The organism is Solimonas variicoloris DSM 15731, assembly GCF_000382285.1.
In the GTDB taxonomy this organism is placed as follows: Bacteria; Pseudomonadota; Gammaproteobacteria; order Nevskiales; family Nevskiaceae; genus Solimonas; species Solimonas variicoloris.
On sequence record NZ_KB907925.1, the window covers coordinates 71242 to 91593 of the forward strand.

Genomic DNA, 20352 nt, shown 5'->3' on the forward strand with positions numbered 1-20352 from the left:
CGCGCGCCCGGCCTCACGGCTGCCAGTGCAGATGCAGGGCGCGGCCGCCGGCGTTCGGTAGCACGACCGTACCGGCCTCGCCGCGCGCCACGCGCTGCAGCAGCGGCAGCGCGCGCAGCGCCGGATTGGCGAGGCGCAGCGCTTCGAGCGCGGACACCTCGAGCGTCGTCTCGGCAGCATCGCCGAGCGCCAGATCGAGATGGCCGAGCGGCGCGGCACCACCTGCGGGCTTCAGCCACAGCGCGCAGCTCGCCGCACAACCGAGCGAGCGCGCGTCGAACAGCGGCGGCGGCGCCGGCACGTCGAACACCACGAGCAGCACGTCGCGCGCGTCGCTGACGACCTGCAGCGCAGCCTCGAACAGGCCGAGCGCGAACGAGCCGTCGTAGCCGGCCAGCGTCGTCGATGGTGCGGTCGAAGCGACGGCGATGCCCCAGTAGCCGGCGGCCGCGTTGTGCACGGAGTTGTGGAAGTCGGTCGGCGAGACGAGTTTCTGCGGCTCGGCGACGGCCGCGCAGATGCGGTGCAGGATCGACATGTCGCCGTCCGAACCGGCGAACACCGTCGCCAGCGACGACGCGTCGCGGCCGGCGATCGCTTCCTCGGCGACACGGAACGCCTGACGCACGGCCGGCGTCGCGCGGCGCCGCTCGTTCGGCGGCAGCAGCTGCGGCGCGTAGGCCGGCAGCTCGACGGCCTCGTGCGCCGCCTCGCCGCGCAGCACGCGCGCCGCCGACGGCCAGTCCGGCAGACCCGGCGCGGCCAGGCCGATGGCCTCGATCGCGACGCGCATCAGGCGGCCCTCCCGAAGATCAGACAGGCGTTGTTGCCGCCGAAGCCGAAGGAGTTCGACAGCGCGTAACGCACATCGAGCGTTTGTGGCGCAAGGGCATAACGCGCGCGCAGCGCCGGATCGAGTTCCTGGGTATTGAGGCTCGGCGGCACGAAGCCGTGCTCGATCGCCAGACACGAGAACGCCGCTTCGACGATGCCGGCGGCACCGAGCGTGTGGCCGGTGAAGCCCTTGGTCGAGCTGCACCACGGCCCGTTCAGCGAACCGAACACCTCGCTCACACCGCGATCCTCGGCGGCGTCGTTGGCCGGCGTCGCCGTGCCATGCAGGTTGACGTAATCGATCGCCGACGGCGCAAGGCCCGCGCGCTGCAAGGCCGCGCGCATTGCCAGCGCAGCCCCGCGCCCCTGCGGATCGGGTGTGCTCATGTGATAGGCATCGGATGACTCGCCGTAGCCGAGCAGGGCGAGCTCACCGCCGCGCGGCTCGCGTTCGAGCAGCGCGTAACCCGCGCCCTCGCCCACCGAGATGCCCTTGCGCTTCGCATCCGCCGGACGACAGACGTCGGACGACACCAGCTGCAGCGCGTTGAAGCCATAGAGCGTGGTGAAACAGAGACTGTCGGCGCCGCCGACGACGGCGGCATCGCAAACGCGGGCCTCGATCGCGCGGCTGGCGGCGGCGAAGACCTTGGCGCTCGACGAGCACGCCGTGCAGATCGCGACCGCGACATTGCGCAGCCCCAGCTGCAGCTGCGCGAATTCGGCAACTGCATGCGGGTTGTGCGTGTGTCGATAGCTGTAGCCGGCCGGAAGGGCGCCGCTGGCGTGGCGCTGCTGGTAGGCGTGTTCGGTGGCCAGCGTGCCCGAGGTACTGGTGCCGATGAATACGCCGATACGCTCGGCGCCGTGGCGCTCCACTGCCGCCGCGACCGCGGCACGAAAGCCGTCCTGATCGAGCGCGCGCGCGGCGAGGCGATTGACGCGGCAGTCCCACATCGCCCATTCGCCGCGCAGCGGCGCATCGAGCCCGTCGACCTCACCGATCCAGCTGTCGAGCGTGCAGTCCTCGAAGCGGCGCTGCGAGAGTCCGCTGCGCGCTGCTTGCAGCGCTTCGAGCTGCGCGGCCAGGCCGGCGCCGAGCGCAGTGGTCGCCGTCAGGGCGCTGAGTCGCAATGGCGTCATGCTTGCCAGAAATCGTAGAAGTTGAACCAGTTGTACGGCGCACTGCGCGCGTGATGCGCGAGGCGGTCGGCATACTGCTGCGCGTAGTCGCGAATCGCCTGCTCGCGCTTCGCGCGCGGCAGTTCGACACGCTCGGCGAGCAATTCAAAGATGGCGTCGTAGCGCTTGTCGCCGCGATAGATGCCAAAGGCAAGCACGACCGGCACACCGAGCAGGCCGGCGAGGATCCATGGCATCGCCGGCAGGCGCGCCTTGCCGCCGAGGAAGTCGACCTCGACGGCGCGCTCGCCCTCGCGCACGCGATCGGCCATCAGGCCGACCATCGTGCCCGAGTCGAGCGCCTGCTTGATCTCCAGCATCAGCGCCGGTCCCTCGCGCGAAGCGTCGATGATGGTCGTCGCAACCTGCGGGTTGATGCGCTCGATGAAGCGGATATAGGCACCGCCGTGCGCGCGGTCGAGGACGATACGCAGCGGCACTTCGCGCGAAACACTGCTCGACGACTGGCGAACCTCGAACGACCCGAAGTGCGCGACCAGCAGCAGGCAGCCAATGCCCTTGTGTTGCGCGCGATAGACCTCGTCCGGCCGATACGTGACGACCTCCGGCTGCCGGCGTCCTCCGAACATCCAGAACACGCGGTCGAGCGATACCGCTGCGAAGCAGTAGAAGTGCCGCGCGACGTCGGTCCAGCCCGGCGCGTGCGGCAACACGCGACGCAGATAGTCGCGCGACGCGCGACGCGCGGCGCGGCCGGTCAGCAGGAAGTAGGCGGTGATCGGGTACAGCAGCAGGCGCGCAAGCGGGCGGCCGAGCCAGCGCGCGACCCACACCAGGATGGCGATGCCGAGCGCCGAGCCGCGTTCGCGCTGCTGCTCCCAGCTCCGCGACGCCGCCATCAGAGACGCGAGGCTTCGACCAATGCCGTGAGGCGGCGCTTGCCGACGCCGACGTAAGGATTGTTGCGATCCCAGCCGTAACCGGCGAGCACTGCGCAAATCATGCGCTGGATCTTTTCCTGCTTGTTCGGGTGGAAGAAGATCGCCGCCAGGCCGCCGTCATACCAGTGCTCGACGAAGCCGCGGAAAGTTTCGACGCCGACTTTCAGCGGCTCGGAGAATTCCTTCTCCCAGTCGACAGTCTCGCCACGCAGCTGACGGCCGAGCACGTCGCTGGCCAGATCCGCCGACTTCATCGCGATGCAGACCCCGGACGAGAACACCGGATCGAGGAATTCGGCAGCGTTGCCGAGCAGCGCCCAACCCGGGCCATGCAGCGAACTGACGTTGGCGGAGTAGCCGCGCGCCTCGGTCACCGGATTGGCCGGCTTGGCGTTCTTCAGCAGCTCCTTCAGTGACGGCACTTCGGCAACCGCCGCCCACAGGCGCTGCTCCGGCGTGCCCTGGTGCTTCTGCAGGAAGTCGTCGGGACCGACGCAGCCCATCGATACGCGGCCGTTCGAGAACGGAATGACCCAGTACCAGACGTCGTAGCGCTCCGGGTGGATGGTCACCAGAATCTTCTGGCGATCGAAGGCGCCGGACGGGATGAAATCGTAGACCTGCGTGAACAGCGCCGAGCGCACCGGGAAGTCCGACGGCTTTTCGAGGTTCAGAAGGCGCGGCAGGGTGCGACCGAAGCCACTCGCATCGAGCACGAAGCGCGGCTTGTGCACCTCGGTCGAGCCATCCTTGTTGCGCGCCGTGACCACCGGCTTGCCGTCGGTGAAATCGGCGGCAATGATCTCGACTTCGTAGCGCACTTCGACGCCCTGCTTCTCGGCCTCGTCGATGAGAATCTTGTCGAAGGTGTCGCGCGGCACTTCAAACGTGAAGCCGTAGCCCGGCGTGAACTTCTGATTGAAGTTGAAGACGTGCTCTTTGCCGTTGTGATGAAAGACGGCGCCGTCCTTGTACTGGAAGCTGGCGGCCATCACCGCTTCCATCATCCCGGCCTTCTCGATGAAGTGCATGCTCGCAGGCAGCATGCTCTCGCCGACCGAGAAGCGCGGAAAGCGCTGCTTCTCGAGCACGAGCACCTTGAAGCCCTGCTGCACGAGGAATGCCGCGGCCGTGGAACCGGCCGGACCGGCGCCGATAATGAGGACGTCCGTCATGTGTCTTTAATCCTGAAGAGCCGGCGGATTATCCGCACGGGGTTTGAACATTAAAAGGCCTTGCGCCAGCAGCGCGTCGGCCGTCTCGCAACGGAAACGCACCGACTGGTCCTGCTGCGTCCAGTGAATGCGGAACGGCTGGCCCGGCTGCAAAGCGTGCACGAACTTCAGATTCGGCACCGCGGCCAGAACGCGCGTTCCCGGTACGGCCAGCGCGGCGACCACGCATTCCAGCAGCACGACGCCGGGCACGATCGGCTGACCGGGAAAATGTCCGGGCAGCGACGGATGATCGGCCGGCACCATAGCCTCGACGCTCTGTTCCTGGCTCATGGTTCGTCGGCCCTGCCGATCAGCTCCAGCAGCAGCGCCCGCGGCAATTTGCCGAGTTCGTTGCGCGGCAGGCGCTCGACCTTGCGCAGCGGGCGCGGCAGAAATACGGCGTCGACGCGCTGCGCCAGCAGGTCGAGAATCGCCGGCGCGCTGAGGTCAGGCGCGACGACCAGCGCCGCCGGCCGCGCGCGTTCACCTTCGCCCGCGTTGAACACCACGGCGTCCTGCACGCCGGGAATCGTCGACAGCTGGCGCGTCAACTCGGCGAGCGATGCGCGGCGCCCGGCAACCTTGAGCAGATCGCCGCTGCGACCGAGCAGGCGGAACCGCGTCGGGCTTTCGATTTCGAGGACATCCTGCAGCGGCACCACGTCCGGCAGATGCGCGGCGTGGACGCTGGCCACGCCGCTGGCGTCGCAACGCAGCTCCATTTCCGAGAGCAGCTGCCAGCGTTCGCCGTCGAGACGGCGGCGCGTCGCCATGCTGCCCGCTTCCGTGCAGCCGTAAATCTCGTAGACCGGCGCGCTCCACGCCGCCTCGCAGGCGGACGCCAGGGCTTCGGACAGCGGCGCGGTCGCCGACAGCACGAATGCCAGCTCCGGCAGCTCGATGGCCGACTCGACGAGCGCGCGCAGATGCACCGGCGTGGTGACCAGCACGCGCGGCGCCGGCAGCTGGCGCAGCGCCTCGGCGACATCCTGCGGAAAGAACGGCCGACCGCCGTGCGCGACGCATGCGGCGCCAAAAGCCATCAGTACCGTCGTTTCGAGGCCGTACATGTGCTGCGCCGGCACCGTAGCGACGATGTGCGCAGGCGCATGCGGCAGCAGCCGCTCGCGCAGGTGGCGGGCGATCACCGTCACTGTGTGCCAGCGCTTCGCGCAGGCCTGCGGCGCGCCGGTACTGCCCGAGGTGAACAGCACCGCGGCGACATGCGCGGCCGGCAGCAGCGCCGGCTCCCGGTCGTCGTGGCGAACCGTGGCGATCGCCGTGTCGACCAGCGTCTCGTCGAGCACGTAGCTCTGCGGATACTCGGCCTGCACCGCCGCGATCGCCGCATTGTTGAGACTCGACGGCAGCAGATTGGTCTGGCCACGCAGGCAAATCGCCGCGAACGCCAGCATGAAACGGTAGCGGTTCTCGCAGAGGTTGAGTGCCTGCGGCGCGTCCGGCAATTGCGCGGCGAGGTGCCGCGCCTGCGCAAGAAAGCGCCCTTGGCTGACGATTGCACCGGCGTGCCACGCGAACGGCGCCGCGGGCGAAAAACCGGCCACCAACGGCAACAGTTCGCTCATCGGGCGGCCGGCCGGCTGCGCGCGACGGTGCGGATGTGCTCGATCAGCCCGGGATGCGGGTAGGCACGATAGCGCCAGCGCCGGTAGCCGTACTCGACGACGACCAGCGCCCCGATCAGCACGTAGTTGAGGACGTTGCTGGTCAGCGACCACCACTGGCGAGCGCCGATGGCAATCAGCGTCAGCGCGACGCCGAACATCAGCGCGAACATCAGGGTCCACAGCAGCGTCAGTCGCCGCGTGTAGTCGGCGAGCTCCGGCGGCAGCACGCCGCCGCGTTCGGCCCAGGCAATGGCGGTGATCAGCGGCGTGCGATCGGGGCGCAGACTGGAGCCGAACAGCACGCCGAGCGCGGCCGGAATCAGCAGTGACGGCAGATACAACGCGTAGATGCCACCGCCGGCGCGTGTCAGCAGCCACAACAGCGCCGCGATCACCGCGAAGGCCAGCCACGCCCACGCGCGCGGCGCCGCCAGCGGCCGCAGCAGCGCCAATGCCACGAGCACGAGCAGCGCGGCGAACGCGAGCAGCGGCGCGCGCAGCACCTCGCTGGCGTGGACGAGTACGGGATAGGCGAGTAGGAGCATGACCCCGACCCCTTTCATAGGGCCTTTCATGCGTTCGCCCGAGGCACTAGGCCGCTTTTTTCTGAGCGACCAGCTCGGTAAGGGCGCGCAGCGAGGCAAAGCCCTGCTTGATGGTCTCGTCCTCTGAGCGCAGTTCGATGCCGTAGCGCTGCTTGATCGCCAGCGCCATCTCGAGCGCGTCGATCGAATCGAGCCCCCAGCCATTCTCGTGCGTGCCGAACAACGGTGCCGCCGGATCGACGCTTGCCGCGTCAATGTGCTCGAGGCACAGCGATGAAACAATCAATTCCGCCATCTCGCGTTCGGCGGCGGTCTGTGCCGTCATGTCTATTCCCTGAAGCGTGTCGTGATCATTTGAGCGGGTGCGCGGAATTTACCAAAGATCAGCTGCGCCCACATGCGCGTCGCGGGCAGAATGGCCGCGCCACCGTGATCTGTGTTCGTTTAGTATCGCGCTCCATGCGAGAGGGCCGCAGCCCTCCTACGACCTTCTGTTCCATGTCCTTACCGTTCTTCAACAGTCCATCGCTGCGCTGCGTCCATGCGCTGCCGGGGGAAGCCGCCCCCGGGAACCTGCTCGGCCGCATCGAGTTCGGCCTCGGTCTGCCGGAGCCGACCGACCCGCGCCACGTCGTGGTCGGGCTGGGCGCGCTTGGCGAGCTGCCGACCGAGCATTGGCTCAGCGACCTGCCGGTGCGCCATGGCGTCGACGATGGCTTCGGCTGGGCCGAGAACGGCGAGGTGCTGTTCGGCAATATTTTCGTGCCGGAAAGCGAGCTGATCGATCTCGAGCGGGCGACCCGCAAGCTGTACGTACGCATCGAGCAGATGCTGCAGCGGTTCGGCTATCCGCATTACCTGCGCATGTGGAACTTCCTCGCGCAGATCAATGCCGGCGACGGCGACCATGAGCGCTACCGCCTGTTCAGCGCCGGCCGCAATCGCGCCCTGGCCTTGAAGCCGAACTTCGAGCAGGCGCTGCCGGCGGCAACGGCGATCGGCACCCTGGAACCGGGTCTCGTCGTCTACTTTCTGGCCGGCAAGCAGCCCGGCTTGCCGGTCGAGAATCCGCGCCAGGTCAGCGCCTTCCACTATCCGCGCCAGTACGGGCCCAAGAGCCCGAGCTTCGCGCGCGCCACGCTGATCGGCAGCGGCCGGCAGGCCCGCCTGCTGGTTTCCGGCACCGCCAGCGTCGTCGGCCACGAAAGCCGCCATGCCGGCGATCCGCTGCGTCAGCTCGACGAAACACTGGCCAATGTCGACGCCCTGCTCGCGCATACGCTCGCCACGCATTTCCCCGGCGCGCAGGCCAGCACGCGGCCCGAATCGCTCAAGCTTTATCTGCGCGACCCGGCCCAGCTGCCGCTGCTCGAGGCGCGGCTCGCCGCCCTGCGCGGACCGCAGCAGGTGCCGCTGCTGTGCCTGCAGGGCGACGTCTGCCGCCACGACCTGCTGCTCGAGCTCGAAGCGATCTACGCCATCGACGCCGCGCCGTCGGCGAGCCGCAACGGGTAAGACCTGTGCCGCCCGCACCGACTTCTTGCGCCATCCGCGCTGCCGCGAGGCCCGACCCGCAGTCCGTGCAGCCATGAGCGCCGTGCGCGTCTGGCTGGACCGCCGCTGGCGGCAGTTCGCGACCGGCCTGTGCTTTGTGGTCTTCGGACTGGGCGGCCTGATCTTCGGCCTGACGGTGTTTCCGCTGTTCTGCCTGCCGGCGCGCAATGCGCAGATTGCGCGCCGGCGCGCGCAGCTCATCGTGTATTACTGGTTCCGCTTCTTCGCCAACCTGATGCGCGTGGTCGGCGTGATCTCCTGGGAAATCCACGGCGCCGAAAAGCTGCGCCGCCCGGGCCAGATGATCATCGCCAACCATCCGACGCTGATCGACGTCGTCCTGCTGATCGGCTACATCCCGCAGGTCGACTGCATCGTCAAGGAAGCGCTGTTCCGCAACCCGTTCACGCGCCTGCCGGTCAGCTGGGCCGGCTATATCGCCAACGGTGGCGACGCCGTGAAGCTGGTCGCCGACTGCGCGGCAACACTCAAGGCCGGCCACTCGCTCATGATCTTCCCCGAGGGCACGCGTTCGAGGCCCGGCGAGGCACTGCAGATCCCGCATGCCGCTGCGCGCATCGCGCTCGAATCGAAGGCGCCGATCCTGCCGGTGACGATCCGCTGCACGCCGCTGATGCTCAACAAGGGCCACCCCTGGCACGACGTGCCGCCGCGGCCGGGCCACTTCGTCATCGAGGTCGGCGAGCCTTACCTGGCCAGCGAGGTGGTCGGCGACGCGCCGACGCAGACCATCGCCGCCCGGCGCTTGTCGCACGAATGGGCACGCCGCTTCGGCGGCCGCGCAGCGCCTCTGGGCTTGCTGCTGGCCGCCTGGATGGGGCCGGCGACCACGACATGGGCACCGATCTGCTGAGCGCTCGGCCCCGCCGGGCCGCGGAACGGCTGCCGCAATGTGATCACTGCACTTGCGACAAGGGCGTTGGCCGCAGAAAATGGCACTTTGCTCGTTTTTGAGTTTCGCCGGGGGGCGAAGCAGCCAATCCTTATGTCGAGTGTGATGCAGTCTGTGCTGGACGGCGTGCCCAGCCACAACGAAATCTTCGAACACGTGAAGGCGCAGCTGATCGAGCTGTTCGAGATCGAGCCGGCCAAGATCCGCCTCGATGCGCAGCTCTATCAGGATCTGGAGATCGACAGCATCGATGCCATCGACCTGATCCTGCGCCTCAAGGACTACACCGGCAAGAAGGTCAAGCCCGAGGACTTCAAGAGCGTGCGCACGGTCGGCGACGTGGTCAGCGCCGTCGAGACCCTGTTCAAGACCTGACGCGCGCTTGAATCTCGAGCCGCAGACCCTCGCCGTGCAGGCGGCCGCTGACGGCGAGTGGGTGATCCGCCTCGACGTCCCGCCGCAGTTGCCGTGCTTCGCCGACCACTTCGACGGCGCGCCGATGCTGCCCGGCGTGCTGCAGCTCGGCTGGGCGGTGCGTCTGGCACAGCAGCAGTTCGGCATCAGCGCGCCGCTGCTGCAGGTCACGCAGCTGAAGTTCCAGCACCCGATCACCCCCGGCAGCGAGCTCTCGCTGCAGTTGCGCCGCAGCCAGGGCGGCGACATCGACTTCCAGTACCGCACGCCTGCCCGCGACTGTTCGAGCGGACGCCTGAGCTTCGCGGGCGCGCAGTGAGCGGAGCCGGCGACGTGTTCCGGCCCTGCGTGGTGGTGCCGGTCTACGACCATGAGGGCGCGATCGCCGCGACGCTGGCGCAGCTGCGCCCGCACGGCCTGCCCTGCTATCTGGTCGACGACGGCAGCCATGCGCCCTGCGCGCGCGAGCTCGATCGCCTGGCCGCCGAGCAGCGCGACTGGCTGCAGCTGATCCGCCTGCCGGTGAATTCCGGCAAGGGCGCAGCGGTGATGGCCGGTTTCGAGCGCGCCGCCGCTGACGGCTACTCGCACGCGCTGCAGTTCGACGCCGACGGCCAGCACAATGCCGGTGACGTGCCGCGCCTGCTGGCGCTGGCCGCCGCGCATCCGGACGCACTGGTGACCGGCATCCCGCTGTACGACGCCTCGGTGCCCAAGTCCCGCCTCTACGGTCGCTACGTCACGCACGCCTGGGTGTGGATCAACACGCTGTCGCTGCGCATCAAGGATTCGATGCTCGGCTTTCGCGTCTACCCGCTGGCCGCCACGCTGCGGGTCTGGCGCACGCAGCACGTCGGCCGGCGCATGGACTTCGACACCGAAATCATGGTGCGGCTGTTCTGGGACGGCATCGACGTGCTGAGCCTGCCGACCCGCGTGACCTACCCGAGCGACGGCGTGTCGCATTTCGACGTGCTGCGCGACAACCTGCGCATCTCGCGCATGCATGCGCGGCTGTTCGTCGGCATGCTGTGGCGCGCCCCGCGTCTGCTGTGGCGCAAGCTCGGCGGCGCGTGACGGCGCTTGCCGTGGGCAGCCCCGGCCGCGCCGCGCCTTTGTGTCCGGACCCTTCCGCGGCGTCCGGCCGGCGCTCTTTTGCGTAGACTGCCGGCATGACGACGCTGCCCTCCGCCGAGGCGGAAATCCTCGTGCCGTTCCATGACTGCGATCCGATCGGCATCGTCTGGCACGGCAACTACGCCCGTTATTTCGAAATCGCGCGCTGTGCGCTGCTCGACCGCATCGACTACAGCTACCGGCAGATGCTGGAGTCGGGCTACGCCTGGCCGATCATCGACATGCACCTGCGCTACGTACGCCCGGCGCGCTTCGATCAACGCATCATCGCCAGCGCGACCCTCGAGGAATGGGAGCATCGCCTGAAGATCGCCTACGTCATCCGCGACGCCGCCAGCGGCGAGCGTCTCGTCGTCGGCCACACCATGCAGGTCGCGGTGACGATGCCGGACTTCGAAATGCAGTACGCATCGCCGCGCATTCTTGCCGAAAAGCTCGGAATCAAGACCTCATGAAGCGCCTGCTGCTCGCCCTGACACTGGCCTGTGCGCCAGCCGTCGCCGCCGCCTCCGCAGCGAGCGCCTCGGCGTCGGTCTCGGCCGAAACGGTCTTCGCCCATCCCGCCGATGCAGCGACGATCCGTGCCGCGCTGGTTCCGGTCACGGCCCGGCTGGCCGCGGCACAGTCGATCAGCGGGCCGTATCAGCAGAAGAAGTACCTGCGCGAGCTGCCTAGGCCCCTGCTCGCCAGCGGCGATTTCACCTTTGTCCGCGATCACGGCATCACCTGGCGCACGACCACGCCGTTCGCCTCGGAGCTCGTCATCCAGCGCGACGCCCTCGTGCAGCGCGACGCCAATGGCCAGGAAGTCCGCATTGATGCCGCGCAGCAGCCGGCCGTGCGCATGGTCGCGCGCATTTTCTTCGCGGTGTTTTCGCTGGATTTCGCCGAACTCGAACAACTGTTCGCGCTGTCGCTGCAGCAGGATGGCGGCGGCTGGCAGCTCGGCCTGCAACCGAAGCAGGCCAGCGGCACGATCGACGCGATCATCGTCAGCGGCCGCAACGACGTCGAGCGCGTGCGCCTGCTGGAACGCGGCGGCGACCGCACCGAAATCGAGTTTCAGGACACCCGCGTTTCGTCGTCGGCCGCGCCGGCGGCTCGCGCCCGCTGAGCGCGCCAATGTCCGCTCGCCAGCGCCTGCTGCTGTGGGTTCTGCTGATGACCGGCGCCGGCCTGTGGCTGTGGTGGGCCTCCAGCACGCGCCTGCAGTTCGAAACCGACATCACGGCGATGCTGCCGCAGACCGCACCCGATGCGGTGACCCGGCAGGCGCTCGATCGCGTGGAGTCGGCCCTGGGCCGGCAAGGCCTCTATCTGGTCGGTGCGCCCGACTTCGCGACGGCGCGCCGGGCGGCCGAGGCCTTCGTCGCCGCCTTGCGCGAAGAGCCGGGCGCGCCGACCGACCGCCCGGTCTACGCCAGCGCCGCACTGCAGGTCGCCAGCGACCCGGCGCAGCTGGATGCCGCCTATGGTGATGCACGCCTGCTGCTGCTGAGCGCCAACGACCGCGCGCGCCTGCAGCGCGAGGGTGCCCAACCGTTCGCCGATGCCGCACTGCAGGCCCTGTATGCGCCGGCCGGCTTCGGGCCGTCCGGCCTCGGCCGCACGCGTGCGTTTGCCGATGACCCGTTCGGCCTCTACGGCGACTTCCTGCTCCAGCTGCTGCCGGCCGGCGGCAAGCTGGCGCCGCGCGACGGCATCCTCACGCTCGAGCGCGATGGCGGCATCGACGTGCTGGTCAACGCAACCCTCGCCGATTCCCCGTTCCGGCTTGCGGTCCAGGACCGCGCGATGGCGCGGCTCGATGCCGCCCTGCAGGCCGCGCGCGCGACCGCCCCCGGCGTCACCGTGATCGGCACCGGCGTGCTGCGCCATGCCGCGGCGGCGAGCCGCAGCGCCAAGCGCGAGATCTCGACGATCGGCAGCCTGTCGCTGGCCGGCGTGCTGCTGGTGTTTCTGGTGTGCTTCCGCTCGCTGCGTCCGCTGCTGCTGGTACTGCTGTCGCTCGGGGCCGCCTCGGTGGTGTCGCTGGCAACGGTGGCGACGCTGTACGGCAAGGTGCATCTGATCGCGATGGTGTTCGAATCGAGCCTCGTCGGCCTGGCCGTCGACTACTCGATCCATTTCTTCAGCGACCGTTTCCGCAACGACAAGCCGTGGACCGGCATGGACGGCCTGCGCCACGTCGGCGTGCCGATCAGCGTCGGCATGGCGACCACGCTGCTCGCCTACTGTTCGTTTCTGGTCCCGCCGTTCCCCGGCCTGCGCCAGATGGCCCTGCTGTCGATGACCGGCCTGGTCGCGTCGTATCTGACCGTGATGCTCGCCTACCCGGCACTCGCCGGCTCGCCGCCGCCGGCCTCGAAGCCGGTACTGGCGCTGCGCGACCGGCTCGCACGGCTGCACCGGCCGCGGCCGGCGCTGCTCGGCGTACTGATCGCCGGCGGGGCGGTCTTGCTGGCCTTCGGTCTGGCACGCCTGCAGTTCGTCGACGACGTGCGCGCGCTGCAGTCGTCGCCGGCCAATCTGCTCGCCGAGGAAATGCAGGTGCGCGAACGCCTCGGCGGCGGCCTCGATACGCGCTTCTTCCTCGTCGAAGGGCGCGACGCCGAAACGGTCCTGGCCCGCGAGGAAGCACTGCGGGATCGCCTCGAAGCGCTGCGCGCGCGCGGCCTGCTGACGGACTACAACGCCTTGTCGCGGCTGGTCCCGTCGCAGGCGCGGCAGGCCGAAAACGCCGAGCTGCTGGCCCGCACCGTCTACGCCGACGGCGGCGCACTGGCCCGGCTCGACGCCACGCTCGGCTTTGCCCCGGAGCACTTCGCGCAGCAACGCGCCGCGTTCGACGCCGCGCGCGCCCTGCGCATCACGCCCGAGCCGTTGCTCGACACACCGCTGGGCGCCGCCTTGCGGCCGCTGTGGCTGGGACCGACCGCGCACGGGTTCGCCAGTGTCGTCACGCTCAGCGGCGTGCGCGAGCCGGGAGCGCTGGTCGACGCCGCCACCGGCCTGCCCGGCATCCACCTCGTCGATCGCGTCAGCGACATCTCGCAGGTGCTCGCGCACTACCGGCGTCTGGCGTCGCTGGGCCTGGGCGGCGCGCTGTTGATCATCGCCGGCGTGCTCGCCTGGCGTTACGGGCCGCGGCACGCGATGCGCCATCTGCTGGCGCCGCTCGGTGGCGCGCTGCTGACGCTGGCGACCCTTGGCGCACTCGGCATTCCGGCCAATCTGTTCACGGTGCTGGCGCTGCTGCTGGTGCTGGGCCTGGGCGTCGACTACTCGGTGTTCCTGCACGAGGGCGATGCCTCGCGGCCGACGACCCTGCTCGCCATCAGCCTGGCCGGCCTCGTCACGCTGCTGGCCTTCGGCCTGCTCGGCGCATCGGCGACGCCGTTCATCCGCAGCCTCGGCCTCGGCGTGCTGCTCGGCGTCGCCTGGACCTGGCTGCTCGCCGTGCTCGCTGCCGCACCGCCACGCGCCTATGTCAAAATGCCCGCCGCGGACGCGGGGGCGCCGCCTTCATGACCTCGTGCCACGGCATGGCCCGCACCGGTCGACGCGCCGGCCGCCAGAACATTTCGAATAGCCAGCAACCCAGCGAGTTCGTGTTCAATTTCCGATCATCGTCGTGCATCGCACCGATAGCCGCTGCGCTGCTGCTCGCCGCCTGCGCGAACGGGCCCGCGGCGCGGCCGGCCACGGGCGCCGCGACGACCCTGCCGCTGCTGCCGCCGGCCAGCCTCGGCGCGCCACTGCAGGCCCAGCAGATCCTGCATGCCGCTTACGGCAGTGACGAGGCCACGCTGCAGTGCGTGGTCGAGACCGACGCCACCTTGCTGTCGATCGTCTGCCTGACGGCGCTGGGCCAGCGCGTGTTCACGCTGACCTACGACGGCCACGAGCTCAAGGCGCTGCGTGCGCCATTCGCGCCGGGCTCCATCGACCCGCAGCGCATCGTCGCCGACCTGCAACTCGCCTACTGGCCGCTGGCGGCGCTGCAACCCGCGTGGCAGGGCGCCGGCTACGGCGTCAGCGAGCCGCGGCCCGGCCTGCGCCGCGTGGTTCGCGACGGCCGCCTGTTTGCCGAAGTGCACAGCGCCGCGCCAGCACTGAGCAACGGCCACGGCGCGGCCTGGTCGGCGCGCGTCTGGCTCGTCAATTTCGCCTACGGTTACGCGCTCGACATCGAGACGCAGGTCGCCGCCGAATGACCATGCTCGCGCTGGGCCACGCCTACACGATCGCCGAGCTGCTGCCGCATGGGCCGGGCTTCACCCTGCTCGACAGCCTGCTCGACTACGGCCACGAGCACGCCAGCTGCAGCATCGACATCGGTCCGCAGACGCCGTTCTTCGAAGCCGGCCGCGGCGTGCCGAACTGGGTCGGCATCGAATACATGGCGCAGGCGATCGGCGTCTACGCCGGCATCGTGCGCCGGCAGGCCGGCCAGCACATCGAGATCGGCCTGCTGCTCGGCACGCGCCGCTATCGCTGCGAGCAGGCCTGGTTCACGCCGGGCAGCCGTCTCGTCGTGCGCGCCGATCAGCTGGTGCGCGACGCCGCGTCCGGTGTCGCCGCGTTCCGCTGCCAGCTGCATGACGGCGAACGCGAACTGGCGCAGGCCGAGATCAAGGCCTTCCAGCCGGACAACGTGCGCGCGTATCTGCAGTCCCTCGCTGAAGGAGCCTTATGAAGTCAGCAGCACCCACCACCGCGCTGCGAGCGGCACCATGAGCTGGGTTCTCGTCACGGGCGCCAACCGCGGCATCGGCCAGGCCATCGCCGTGGCGCTGGCACAGGGCGGCTTCGATCTGGTGCTGCACGCGCGCGACGCCGCCAAGCTCGCCGACACCAGCGCGCAGGTCGCCGCGCTCGGCCGGCAGACGCGCAACGTGATCTTCGACGTCACCGACCGCGCCGCCGCCGCCGCCGCCCTGGAGGCGGATATCGCCGCGCATGGCGCGTATTACGGCGTCGTCTGCAATGCCGGCATCGCCCGTGACGGCGCCTTCCCGGCGCTGTCCGGTGACGACTGGGACATGGTGCTGCGCACCAATCTCGATGGCTTCTACAACGTCGTGCAGCCGCTGGCGATGCCGATGATCCGCACCCGCAAGCCGGGCCGCATCGTCACCATCGCCTCGGTCTCGGGCCTGATGGGCAACCGCGGCCAGGTCAATTACAGCGCCGCCAAGGCCGGCATCATCGGCGCGACCAAGGCGCTCGCCGTCGAACTGGCGTCGCGCAAGATCACCGTCAACTGCGTCGCGCCGGGCCTGATCCGCACCGACATGATCAGCGACGTGCCGCTCGACGAAGCACTGAAGATGGTACCGGCAGGCCGCGTCGGCGAGCCCGAGGAAGTCGGCGCCGTCGTCGCCTTTCTGATGTCGCCGGCTGCCGCCTACGTGACGCGTCAGGTGATTTCGGTCAACGGTGGCATGTTCTAGCCGCATGCGGTGCAGGTTGTGGCGCCCGGTCGCGCTCGCGACCGTTCAGGGTTTTCTGCTTTGGAGTGAGGTCTGATGCGCAGAGTCGTCGTCACCGGCATGGCCGGCATTACCGCGATCGGTTCCGATTGGGACAGCGTCGAGCGCAATCTGCGCGGCAACGTCAGCGGCATCGAGCGCATGCCGGAGTGGGACCGCTTCGAAGAGGTCAACACCCGCCTCGGCGGTCCGGTCAAGGACTTCACGCTGCCCCCGCACTACACGCGCAAGGTGCTGCGCACGATGGGCCGCGTCTCGCAGCTGTCGGTGCGCGCCTCGGAGCTCGCCCTCGAGGACGCCGGGCTCAAGGATGATCCGGAAATCCGCACCGGTCGCATGGGGGTCTCGTACGGCTCCTGCACCGGCAGCACCGACGCGGTCTGCGAGTTCGGCAGCCTGATGGTCACCGGCAAGCTCGGCCGCTTCAACGCGACCACCTATCTGCGCATGATGAGCCACACCGCGGCCGTCAACATCGGCCTGCACTTCGGGCTCAAGGGCCGCATCATCCCGACCTGCAGTGCCTGCACCTCCGGCAGCCAGGGCGTCGGCTATGCCTACGAGGCGATCAAGTACGGCATGCAGACGATGATGCTGGCCGGCGGCGCCGAGGAGCTGTGCCCGTCGGAAGCCGCGGTGTTCGACACGCTGTTCGCCACCTCGCAGAAGAACGACGCGCCGAAGACCACCCCGGCGCCGTTCGACAAGGACCGCGACGGTCTCGTCATCGGCGAAGGCGCCGCCACGCTGGTGCTCGAGGAATACGAGCACGCCAAGGCGCGCGGCGCGAAGATCTACGCCGAGATCGTCGGCTTCGGCTGCAACTCGGACGGCGACCACGCCACGCATCCGAACCAGGAAACGATGGGCGGCGCGATGCAGCTCGCCTTCGCCGATGCCGGCAACGTCTCGGTCGGCGACATCGGCTATGTCTCGTGCCACGGCACGGCCACCGAGCAGGGCGACATCGCCGAGAGCAACACCACGCGCCGCGTCTTCGACCGCGCCGTGCCGGTCAGCTCGATGAAGGGCCATCTCGGCCACACGCTCGGCGCCTGCGGCGCGATCGAATCGTGGTGGACGATCGAGATGATGAACCGCGGCTGGTTCGCGCCGACGCTGAACCTGCACAACCCGGACCCGCGCTGCGGCGAGCTCGACTACATCATGGGCAATGGCCGCGCGATCCAGACCGAACATGTCATGAACAACAACTTCGCGTTCGGCGGCATCAATACCTCGCTGATCTTCCGTCGCACGATGTGAGCGGCGGCCGGTCTGTGCCGCGGCTCTCGGCTGCGGCGCAGCGGCATCGCTAAAGTCCCCGCTTCAGGCGGCGCCTCCCGGCGCCGCGTCCACCGGAGAGAGCCCATGCGTCAACTCAAGTATCTGCTGGTCGCCCTGATGCTGCTGCCGTTCGCCGCCTTCGCACGCAACGCCCCGATCCACGACACCGACGTCGCCGTGGTCGGCAACCTGTCGGCCAAGCAGGTCGGCGAAGCCGTCAATCGCGCGCTCGTCGGCCGCCGCTGGATCATCAGCAACCAGAAGGGCAACACGCTCGAAGCCACGCAGATGACGCGTGGCCTGATGGCAAAGGTCGCCATCAGCTGGGACGCGCAGCACGTGACGATCAAGTACCTCGACAGCCAGGGTCTCGACTACGAGGAAAAGGACGGCGAACGCTATATCCACGGCAACTACAACAAGTGGATCGGCAACCTCGAGCGCGATCTGCCGGTGTTCATGACGCGCGTCGCCGCCGGCCAGTAGGCGGTTTCATGATCGAGGCCGCGCCGCCGCAGGGTGGCGCGGCCTTTTTCGTGCTCCGCAAGCAGGCGTTCATGCGGCCGCGGCCACCCTCGCGGGGAACGAGGAGAACGCCATGAGGAAACGCTCGAAGTTCTCGCGCTTCGCGCAGAAGACCGCGACGCTCGCCGGCCGGACGGCGATCAGGCGCCGGCGCGATGCGGCGCCGGCCGGTACAGCAGCAGGCCGATCATCGCCAGCGCCGAGAACACGGCCCCGGCGAGGAAGGTCGCACCGGCGCCGTGCGCGCTCCACAGCGCGCCGGCGACGACGCTGGCGAGCAGCAGCGCCAACCCGCTGAGCAGGTCGAAGAAGCCGAAGGCCGTGCCGCGCAGCGCCGTCGGCGCGGTATCGGCGATCAGCTTCGCCAGCAGACCCTGCGTCAGACCCATGTGCAGGCCCCACAGCGCCGCGCCGGCGAACGCCACGAGCGGCGTCGCGGCAGCGGCGAGCACCAGATCGGCGGCAATCAGCAGCGCGATGCCGGCGATCAGCAGCGTGCGCGCGCTGATGCGATCGGCGGCGACGCCGGCCGGCACCGCGCTGGTCGCGTAGACGACGTTCATCACCACCATGATCGCCGGCACCCAGGTCAGCGGCAGACCGACGTCCTGCGCGCGCAGCACGAGGAAGGCCTCGCTGAAGCGCGCCAGCGTCAGCACCGTGCCGAACAGCAGCAGCAGCCAGTAGCGCGCCGGCAGGCGACGCAATTCGCGCAACCGCGGCGGCGGCCGGCCCGCGCCGGACGCATGCGGACCGGCGGCCGGCTCGCGCACGCCGGCCATCAGCAGCGCGACGGCGATGAAGGCGGGCAGCACGGCGACCCACAGCGCCCAGTGGATGCGATCGGCGAACACCGCCATCAGCACGATCGCCAGCAGCGGCCCGACGAAGGCGCCGACCGAGTCGAGCGCCTGGCGCAGCCCGTAGGCGGCGCCGCGCAGCGGTGGCGACGTCAGATCGGCGACCAGCGCGTCGCGCGGCGCGCCGCGGATGCCCTTGCCGACGCGATCGAGAAAGCGCGCCGCGAACACCCAGCCGATGCTGCCGGCGAGCGGAAAGATCGGCTTGGTCAGCGCCGCCAGGCCGTAGCCGAACACGGCCAGACGCTTGCGTTCGCCGAGCCGGTCGCTGAGCGCGCCGGAGAACACCTTGGCGATCGACGCGGTCGCCTCGGCGACGCCTTCGATGAGGCCGACCGTCGTCATCGACGCGCCGAGCACGCCGACCATGAACAGCGGCAGCAGGCTGTGCACCAGCTCCGAGGAGATGTCCATGAACATCGACACGAAGCCGAGCGCCCAGATGCCGCCGGGCAGCGCGCGCAGCGCCGGACCGATGCCGCCCGGCGCCGATGCCGCCGAAGTGTGGTCTTGCATGCGTAAGGCCTTGTGGGCGCCGCGCCCCGGAGCGCTGCGGCAGACTAGCGCGCCGGCACGGCGGCGAAAAGCTTCGACAGCCGGTCGCGGCCGCGGCATGCTGATCGCCGCTTCCAGGACGGAGAACAACGATGAGCCTTTTTCACGGCAGCTGCCATTGCGGACGGATCGCCTACGACGTCGAGGTCGAGGCACAGCCGGCGATCGAGTGCAACTGCTCGCACTGCAGCCGCAAGGGTTATCTGCTGTGGTTCGTGCCGCGCACGGCGCTGACGCTGCGCACGCCGGCCGCAGACATGGCGACCTATCACTTCAACAAGCACGTCATCGACCATCACTTCTGCCCGGTCTGCGGCTGTGCGCCGTTCGGCTTCGGCACCGATCCGAAGGGCCAGGCGACGGCCGCGATCAACGTGCGCTGCCTCGAAGGCGTCGAACTCGGCACGCTGCAGCGCGTCCCGTACGACGGCCGCAGCGCCTGACGCCGGACGCTGCCGCCCGCCCCGACCCGGTGGGCGGCGTGCGCCGCGTCACGAACGCGGCCCGCGCGTCAGCATTCTGTCCCGTTCGCCGCCCGGCCCGCGGCCACACTCGCGTCGGGCTCATGCGACGGAGAACGGGCGATGTTCGAACGGACGTGGAAAAGCATTGGCATCGTGGCACTGCTCGTGCTGGCCGCCTGCGGCGGCTCGGGTGGCGGCCACGATGACGACGGCAACGAGCCGCCGCCGGCCGGCGTCGAGCGCCCCGGTCTCGGCGATTCCAAGGCGGCGCCGCAGGGCGCGCCGTTCGCGCTGCCGGCCGGCGTGGAAGTGGCTGGCCCGATCAAGGGCTACAGCGTCTTCGTGCCCGAGAACTGCGCGCCGCAGGAACCACCCCAGGGCGTCGGCGATCTCGTGCGCATCTGCCTGCCGCTGCGCAACACGACGAACACCACGGGCAACCCGCTGCCGATCACGGTGACGATCCCGCCCGGCTTCGTCGCCATCGCCGAGGATCTGCATACGCAGAACGGCGTCCTGGTGCAGAAGCAGACCGTGCTCATCGAGCCGGGCAGAACGATCTACCTGCCGCTGTATCTGTTCTGCCTCAACGCCAGCCGCAGCGGCAGCAGTCCGCAGGACAGCTTCCAGCTCGGGCCGATCCTGCAGTACGCCGACTTCCAGGAGCTGTTCGCGCTGCTCAAGGACAAGGAACTCAACCGCGACGCGCCGCAGGCCGAGCTGCAGGGCGCGGTGTGGCGCCTGTCCGAGGGCGATCCGCTGTCGGTCGAAGACCGCGCCTACATCGCCAGCCTGCCGGCGCGCCGCGACTGAGCACGGCGGCGGCGGCGCGAGCGGCGG

General features: G+C 69.3%; 24 protein-coding genes. 15 read left to right on the plus strand and 9 right to left on the minus strand.

All coding sequences use genetic code 11. The annotated features are described in order from the left end of the window. Nucleotides 1–13 precede the first annotated feature (13 nt). Genes H149_RS0100385 through H149_RS0100420 form a run of 8 tightly spaced genes read right to left on the minus strand, consistent with a single transcriptional unit; the run spans nucleotide 14 to nucleotide 6633 of the window. Complete coding sequence (locus tag H149_RS0100385) at nucleotides 14–793, minus strand: beta-ketoacyl synthase chain length factor (protein WP_020647736.1); 780 nt, start codon at nucleotides 791–793, stop codon at nucleotides 14–16. Beyond that, a complete protein-coding gene (locus H149_RS0100390) occupies nucleotides 793–1977 on the minus strand; it encodes a beta-ketoacyl-[acyl-carrier-protein] synthase family protein (RefSeq protein ID WP_026352720.1) in 1185 nt (394 codons plus the stop codon). Before H149_RS0100390 ends, H149_RS0100385 begins: the two co-directional genes overlap by 1 nt. Further along, a complete protein-coding gene (locus tag H149_RS0100395) occupies nucleotides 1974–2876 on the minus strand; it encodes a lysophospholipid acyltransferase family protein (protein ID WP_020647738.1) in 903 nt (300 codons plus the stop codon). The genes H149_RS0100390 and H149_RS0100395 overlap by 4 nt, the downstream gene beginning before the upstream one ends. Then, nucleotides 2876–4093, minus strand: coding sequence for an NAD(P)/FAD-dependent oxidoreductase (locus H149_RS0100400; RefSeq protein ID WP_020647739.1), 1218 nt, complete (start codon nucleotides 4091–4093; stop codon nucleotides 2876–2878). Before H149_RS0100400 ends, H149_RS0100395 begins: the two co-directional genes overlap by 1 nt. A gap of 6 nt (nucleotides 4094–4099) precedes the next feature. Continuing rightward, nucleotides 4100–4426: an ApeI family dehydratase gene (locus H149_RS23535; protein WP_020647740.1), complete on the minus strand. Its 327-nt coding sequence runs from the start codon at nucleotides 4424–4426 to the stop codon at nucleotides 4100–4102. Further along, entirely contained in the window at nucleotides 4423–5721 is a 1299-nt protein-coding gene (locus H149_RS0100410) for an AMP-binding protein (protein WP_020647741.1), read from the minus strand. Before H149_RS0100410 ends, H149_RS23535 begins: the two co-directional genes overlap by 4 nt. After that, entirely contained in the window at nucleotides 5718–6308 is a 591-nt protein-coding gene (locus tag H149_RS21845; RefSeq protein WP_020647742.1) for a COG4648 family protein, read from the minus strand. The genes H149_RS0100410 and H149_RS21845 overlap by 4 nt, the downstream gene beginning before the upstream one ends. Nucleotides 6309–6354: 46 nt before the next feature. Next, on the minus strand, nucleotides 6355–6633 hold the full coding sequence (locus H149_RS0100420) for a phosphopantetheine-binding protein (protein WP_020647743.1): 279 nt from the start codon (nucleotides 6631–6633) through the stop codon (nucleotides 6355–6357). 173 nt (nucleotides 6634–6806) lie between these two features. Between H149_RS0100420 and H149_RS23540 the strand changes: the two genes are divergently transcribed. The 13 genes from H149_RS23540 to H149_RS0100485 all read left to right on the plus strand — a co-directional run bounded on the left by H149_RS23540 (nucleotide 6807) and on the right by H149_RS0100485 (nucleotide 17594). Next, the gene (locus H149_RS23540; protein ID WP_020647744.1) at nucleotides 6807–7823 is read left to right on the plus strand and encodes a chorismate transformation FkbO/Hyg5 family protein; all 1017 of its coding nucleotides are present in this window, start codon (nucleotides 6807–6809) and stop codon (nucleotides 7821–7823) included. Nucleotides 7824–7896: 73 nt separating this feature from the next. After that, entirely contained in the window at nucleotides 7897–8736 is an 840-nt protein-coding gene (locus H149_RS19215; RefSeq protein ID WP_020647745.1) for a lysophospholipid acyltransferase family protein, read from the plus strand. Between the two features lie 144 nt (nucleotides 8737–8880). Then, entirely contained in the window at nucleotides 8881–9150 is a 270-nt protein-coding gene (locus H149_RS0100435) for an acyl carrier protein (RefSeq protein ID WP_051101769.1), read from the plus strand. Between the two features lie 7 nt (nucleotides 9151–9157). Next, on the plus strand, nucleotides 9158–9508 hold the full coding sequence (locus H149_RS22490) for an ApeI family dehydratase (RefSeq protein ID WP_020647747.1): 351 nt from the start codon (nucleotides 9158–9160) through the stop codon (nucleotides 9506–9508). Continuing rightward, a complete protein-coding gene (locus tag H149_RS0100445) occupies nucleotides 9505–10266 on the plus strand; it encodes a glycosyltransferase family 2 protein (RefSeq protein ID WP_020647748.1) in 762 nt (253 codons plus the stop codon). Before H149_RS22490 ends, H149_RS0100445 begins: the two co-directional genes overlap by 4 nt. Before the next feature lie 95 nt (nucleotides 10267–10361). Continuing rightward, entirely contained in the window at nucleotides 10362–10781 is a 420-nt protein-coding gene (locus tag H149_RS0100450) for an acyl-CoA thioesterase (protein ID WP_020647749.1), read from the plus strand. After that, nucleotides 10778–11440: an outer membrane lipoprotein carrier protein LolA gene (locus H149_RS0100455; protein ID WP_020647750.1), complete on the plus strand. Its 663-nt coding sequence runs from the start codon at nucleotides 10778–10780 to the stop codon at nucleotides 11438–11440. Before H149_RS0100450 ends, H149_RS0100455 begins: the two co-directional genes overlap by 4 nt. A gap of 8 nt (nucleotides 11441–11448) precedes the next feature. Continuing rightward, nucleotides 11449–13857, plus strand: coding sequence for an MMPL family transporter (locus tag H149_RS0100460; RefSeq protein WP_020647751.1), 2409 nt, complete (start codon nucleotides 11449–11451; stop codon nucleotides 13855–13857). Further along, a complete protein-coding gene (locus H149_RS21850) occupies nucleotides 13854–14543 on the plus strand; it encodes a DUF3261 domain-containing protein (protein WP_083930714.1) in 690 nt (229 codons plus the stop codon). Before H149_RS0100460 ends, H149_RS21850 begins: the two co-directional genes overlap by 4 nt. Beyond that, the gene (locus H149_RS0100470) at nucleotides 14540–15025 is read left to right on the plus strand and encodes a hotdog family protein (protein WP_020647753.1); all 486 of its coding nucleotides are present in this window, start codon (nucleotides 14540–14542) and stop codon (nucleotides 15023–15025) included. The genes H149_RS21850 and H149_RS0100470 overlap by 4 nt, the downstream gene beginning before the upstream one ends. A gap of 37 nt (nucleotides 15026–15062) precedes the next feature. After that, nucleotides 15063–15782 (plus strand): 3-ketoacyl-ACP reductase FabG2, encoded by a 720-nt coding sequence (locus H149_RS0100475; protein WP_020647754.1) that lies wholly within the window; start codon nucleotides 15063–15065, stop codon nucleotides 15780–15782. A 75-nt stretch (nucleotides 15783–15857) separates the two neighbouring features. After that, nucleotides 15858–17087, plus strand: coding sequence for a beta-ketoacyl-ACP synthase (locus H149_RS0100480; RefSeq protein WP_020647755.1), 1230 nt, complete (start codon nucleotides 15858–15860; stop codon nucleotides 17085–17087). Between the two features lie 105 nt (nucleotides 17088–17192). After that, complete coding sequence (locus tag H149_RS0100485) at nucleotides 17193–17594, plus strand: hypothetical protein (RefSeq protein WP_020647756.1); 402 nt, start codon at nucleotides 17193–17195, stop codon at nucleotides 17592–17594. A 179-nt stretch (nucleotides 17595–17773) separates the two neighbouring features. Here the strand turns inward: H149_RS0100485 and H149_RS0100490 are convergent, their stop codons facing one another. Continuing rightward, nucleotides 17774–19009, minus strand: a complete 1236-nt coding sequence (locus H149_RS0100490; RefSeq protein ID WP_020647757.1) for an MFS transporter — start codon at nucleotides 19007–19009, stop codon at nucleotides 17774–17776. Between the two features lie 131 nt (nucleotides 19010–19140). On the opposite strand from H149_RS0100490, the gene H149_RS0100495 reads away from it, so the two are divergent. Then, nucleotides 19141–19491, plus strand: coding sequence for a GFA family protein (locus tag H149_RS0100495; RefSeq protein ID WP_020647758.1), 351 nt, complete (start codon nucleotides 19141–19143; stop codon nucleotides 19489–19491). A 174-nt stretch (nucleotides 19492–19665) separates the two neighbouring features. Beyond that, on the plus strand, nucleotides 19666–20325 hold the full coding sequence (locus H149_RS0100500; RefSeq protein ID WP_154654574.1) for a hypothetical protein: 660 nt from the start codon (nucleotides 19666–19668) through the stop codon (nucleotides 20323–20325). The last annotated feature ends 27 nt before the right edge of the window (nucleotides 20326–20352 follow it).

Coding starts and splice junctions, on each gene's coding strand:
- H149_RS0100385 (WP_020647736.1), bottom strand. CDS start 793: ATGCGCGTCGCGATCGAGGCCATCGGCCTGGCCGCGCCGGGTCTGCCG.
- H149_RS0100470 (WP_020647753.1), top strand. CDS start 14,540: ATGACCATGCTCGCGCTGGGCCACGCCTACACGATCGCCGAGCTGCTG.
- H149_RS23540 (WP_020647744.1), top strand. CDS start 6,807: ATGTCCTTACCGTTCTTCAACAGTCCATCGCTGCGCTGCGTCCATGCG.
- H149_RS0100390 (WP_026352720.1), bottom strand. CDS start 1,977: ATGACGCCATTGCGACTCAGCGCCCTGACGGCGACCACTGCGCTCGGC.
- H149_RS0100455 (WP_020647750.1), top strand. CDS start 10,778: ATGAAGCGCCTGCTGCTCGCCCTGACACTGGCCTGTGCGCCAGCCGTC.
- H149_RS0100480 (WP_020647755.1), top strand. CDS start 15,858: ATGCGCAGAGTCGTCGTCACCGGCATGGCCGGCATTACCGCGATCGGT.
- H149_RS0100410 (WP_020647741.1), bottom strand. CDS start 5,721: ATGAGCGAACTGTTGCCGTTGGTGGCCGGTTTTTCGCCCGCGGCGCCG.
- H149_RS0100485 (WP_020647756.1), top strand. CDS start 17,193: ATGCGTCAACTCAAGTATCTGCTGGTCGCCCTGATGCTGCTGCCGTTC.
- H149_RS0100420 (WP_020647743.1), bottom strand. CDS start 6,633: ATGACGGCACAGACCGCCGCCGAACGCGAGATGGCGGAATTGATTGTT.
- H149_RS0100395 (WP_020647738.1), bottom strand. CDS start 2,876: ATGGCGGCGTCGCGGAGCTGGGAGCAGCAGCGCGAACGCGGCTCGGCG.
- H149_RS19215 (WP_020647745.1), top strand. CDS start 7,897: ATGAGCGCCGTGCGCGTCTGGCTGGACCGCCGCTGGCGGCAGTTCGCG.
- H149_RS21850 (WP_083930714.1), top strand. CDS start 13,854: ATGACCTCGTGCCACGGCATGGCCCGCACCGGTCGACGCGCCGGCCGC.
- H149_RS21845 (WP_020647742.1), bottom strand. CDS start 6,308: ATGCTCCTACTCGCCTATCCCGTACTCGTCCACGCCAGCGAGGTGCTG.
- H149_RS0100495 (WP_020647758.1), top strand. CDS start 19,141: ATGAGCCTTTTTCACGGCAGCTGCCATTGCGGACGGATCGCCTACGAC.
- H149_RS0100435 (WP_051101769.1), top strand. CDS start 8,881: ATGCAGTCTGTGCTGGACGGCGTGCCCAGCCACAACGAAATCTTCGAA.
- H149_RS0100450 (WP_020647749.1), top strand. CDS start 10,362: ATGACGACGCTGCCCTCCGCCGAGGCGGAAATCCTCGTGCCGTTCCAT.
- H149_RS0100460 (WP_020647751.1), top strand. CDS start 11,449: ATGTCCGCTCGCCAGCGCCTGCTGCTGTGGGTTCTGCTGATGACCGGC.
- H149_RS0100475 (WP_020647754.1), top strand. CDS start 15,063: ATGAGCTGGGTTCTCGTCACGGGCGCCAACCGCGGCATCGGCCAGGCC.
- H149_RS23535 (WP_020647740.1), bottom strand. CDS start 4,426: ATGAGCCAGGAACAGAGCGTCGAGGCTATGGTGCCGGCCGATCATCCG.
- H149_RS0100490 (WP_020647757.1), bottom strand. CDS start 19,009: ATGCAAGACCACACTTCGGCGGCATCGGCGCCGGGCGGCATCGGTCCG.
- H149_RS0100400 (WP_020647739.1), bottom strand. CDS start 4,093: ATGACGGACGTCCTCATTATCGGCGCCGGTCCGGCCGGTTCCACGGCC.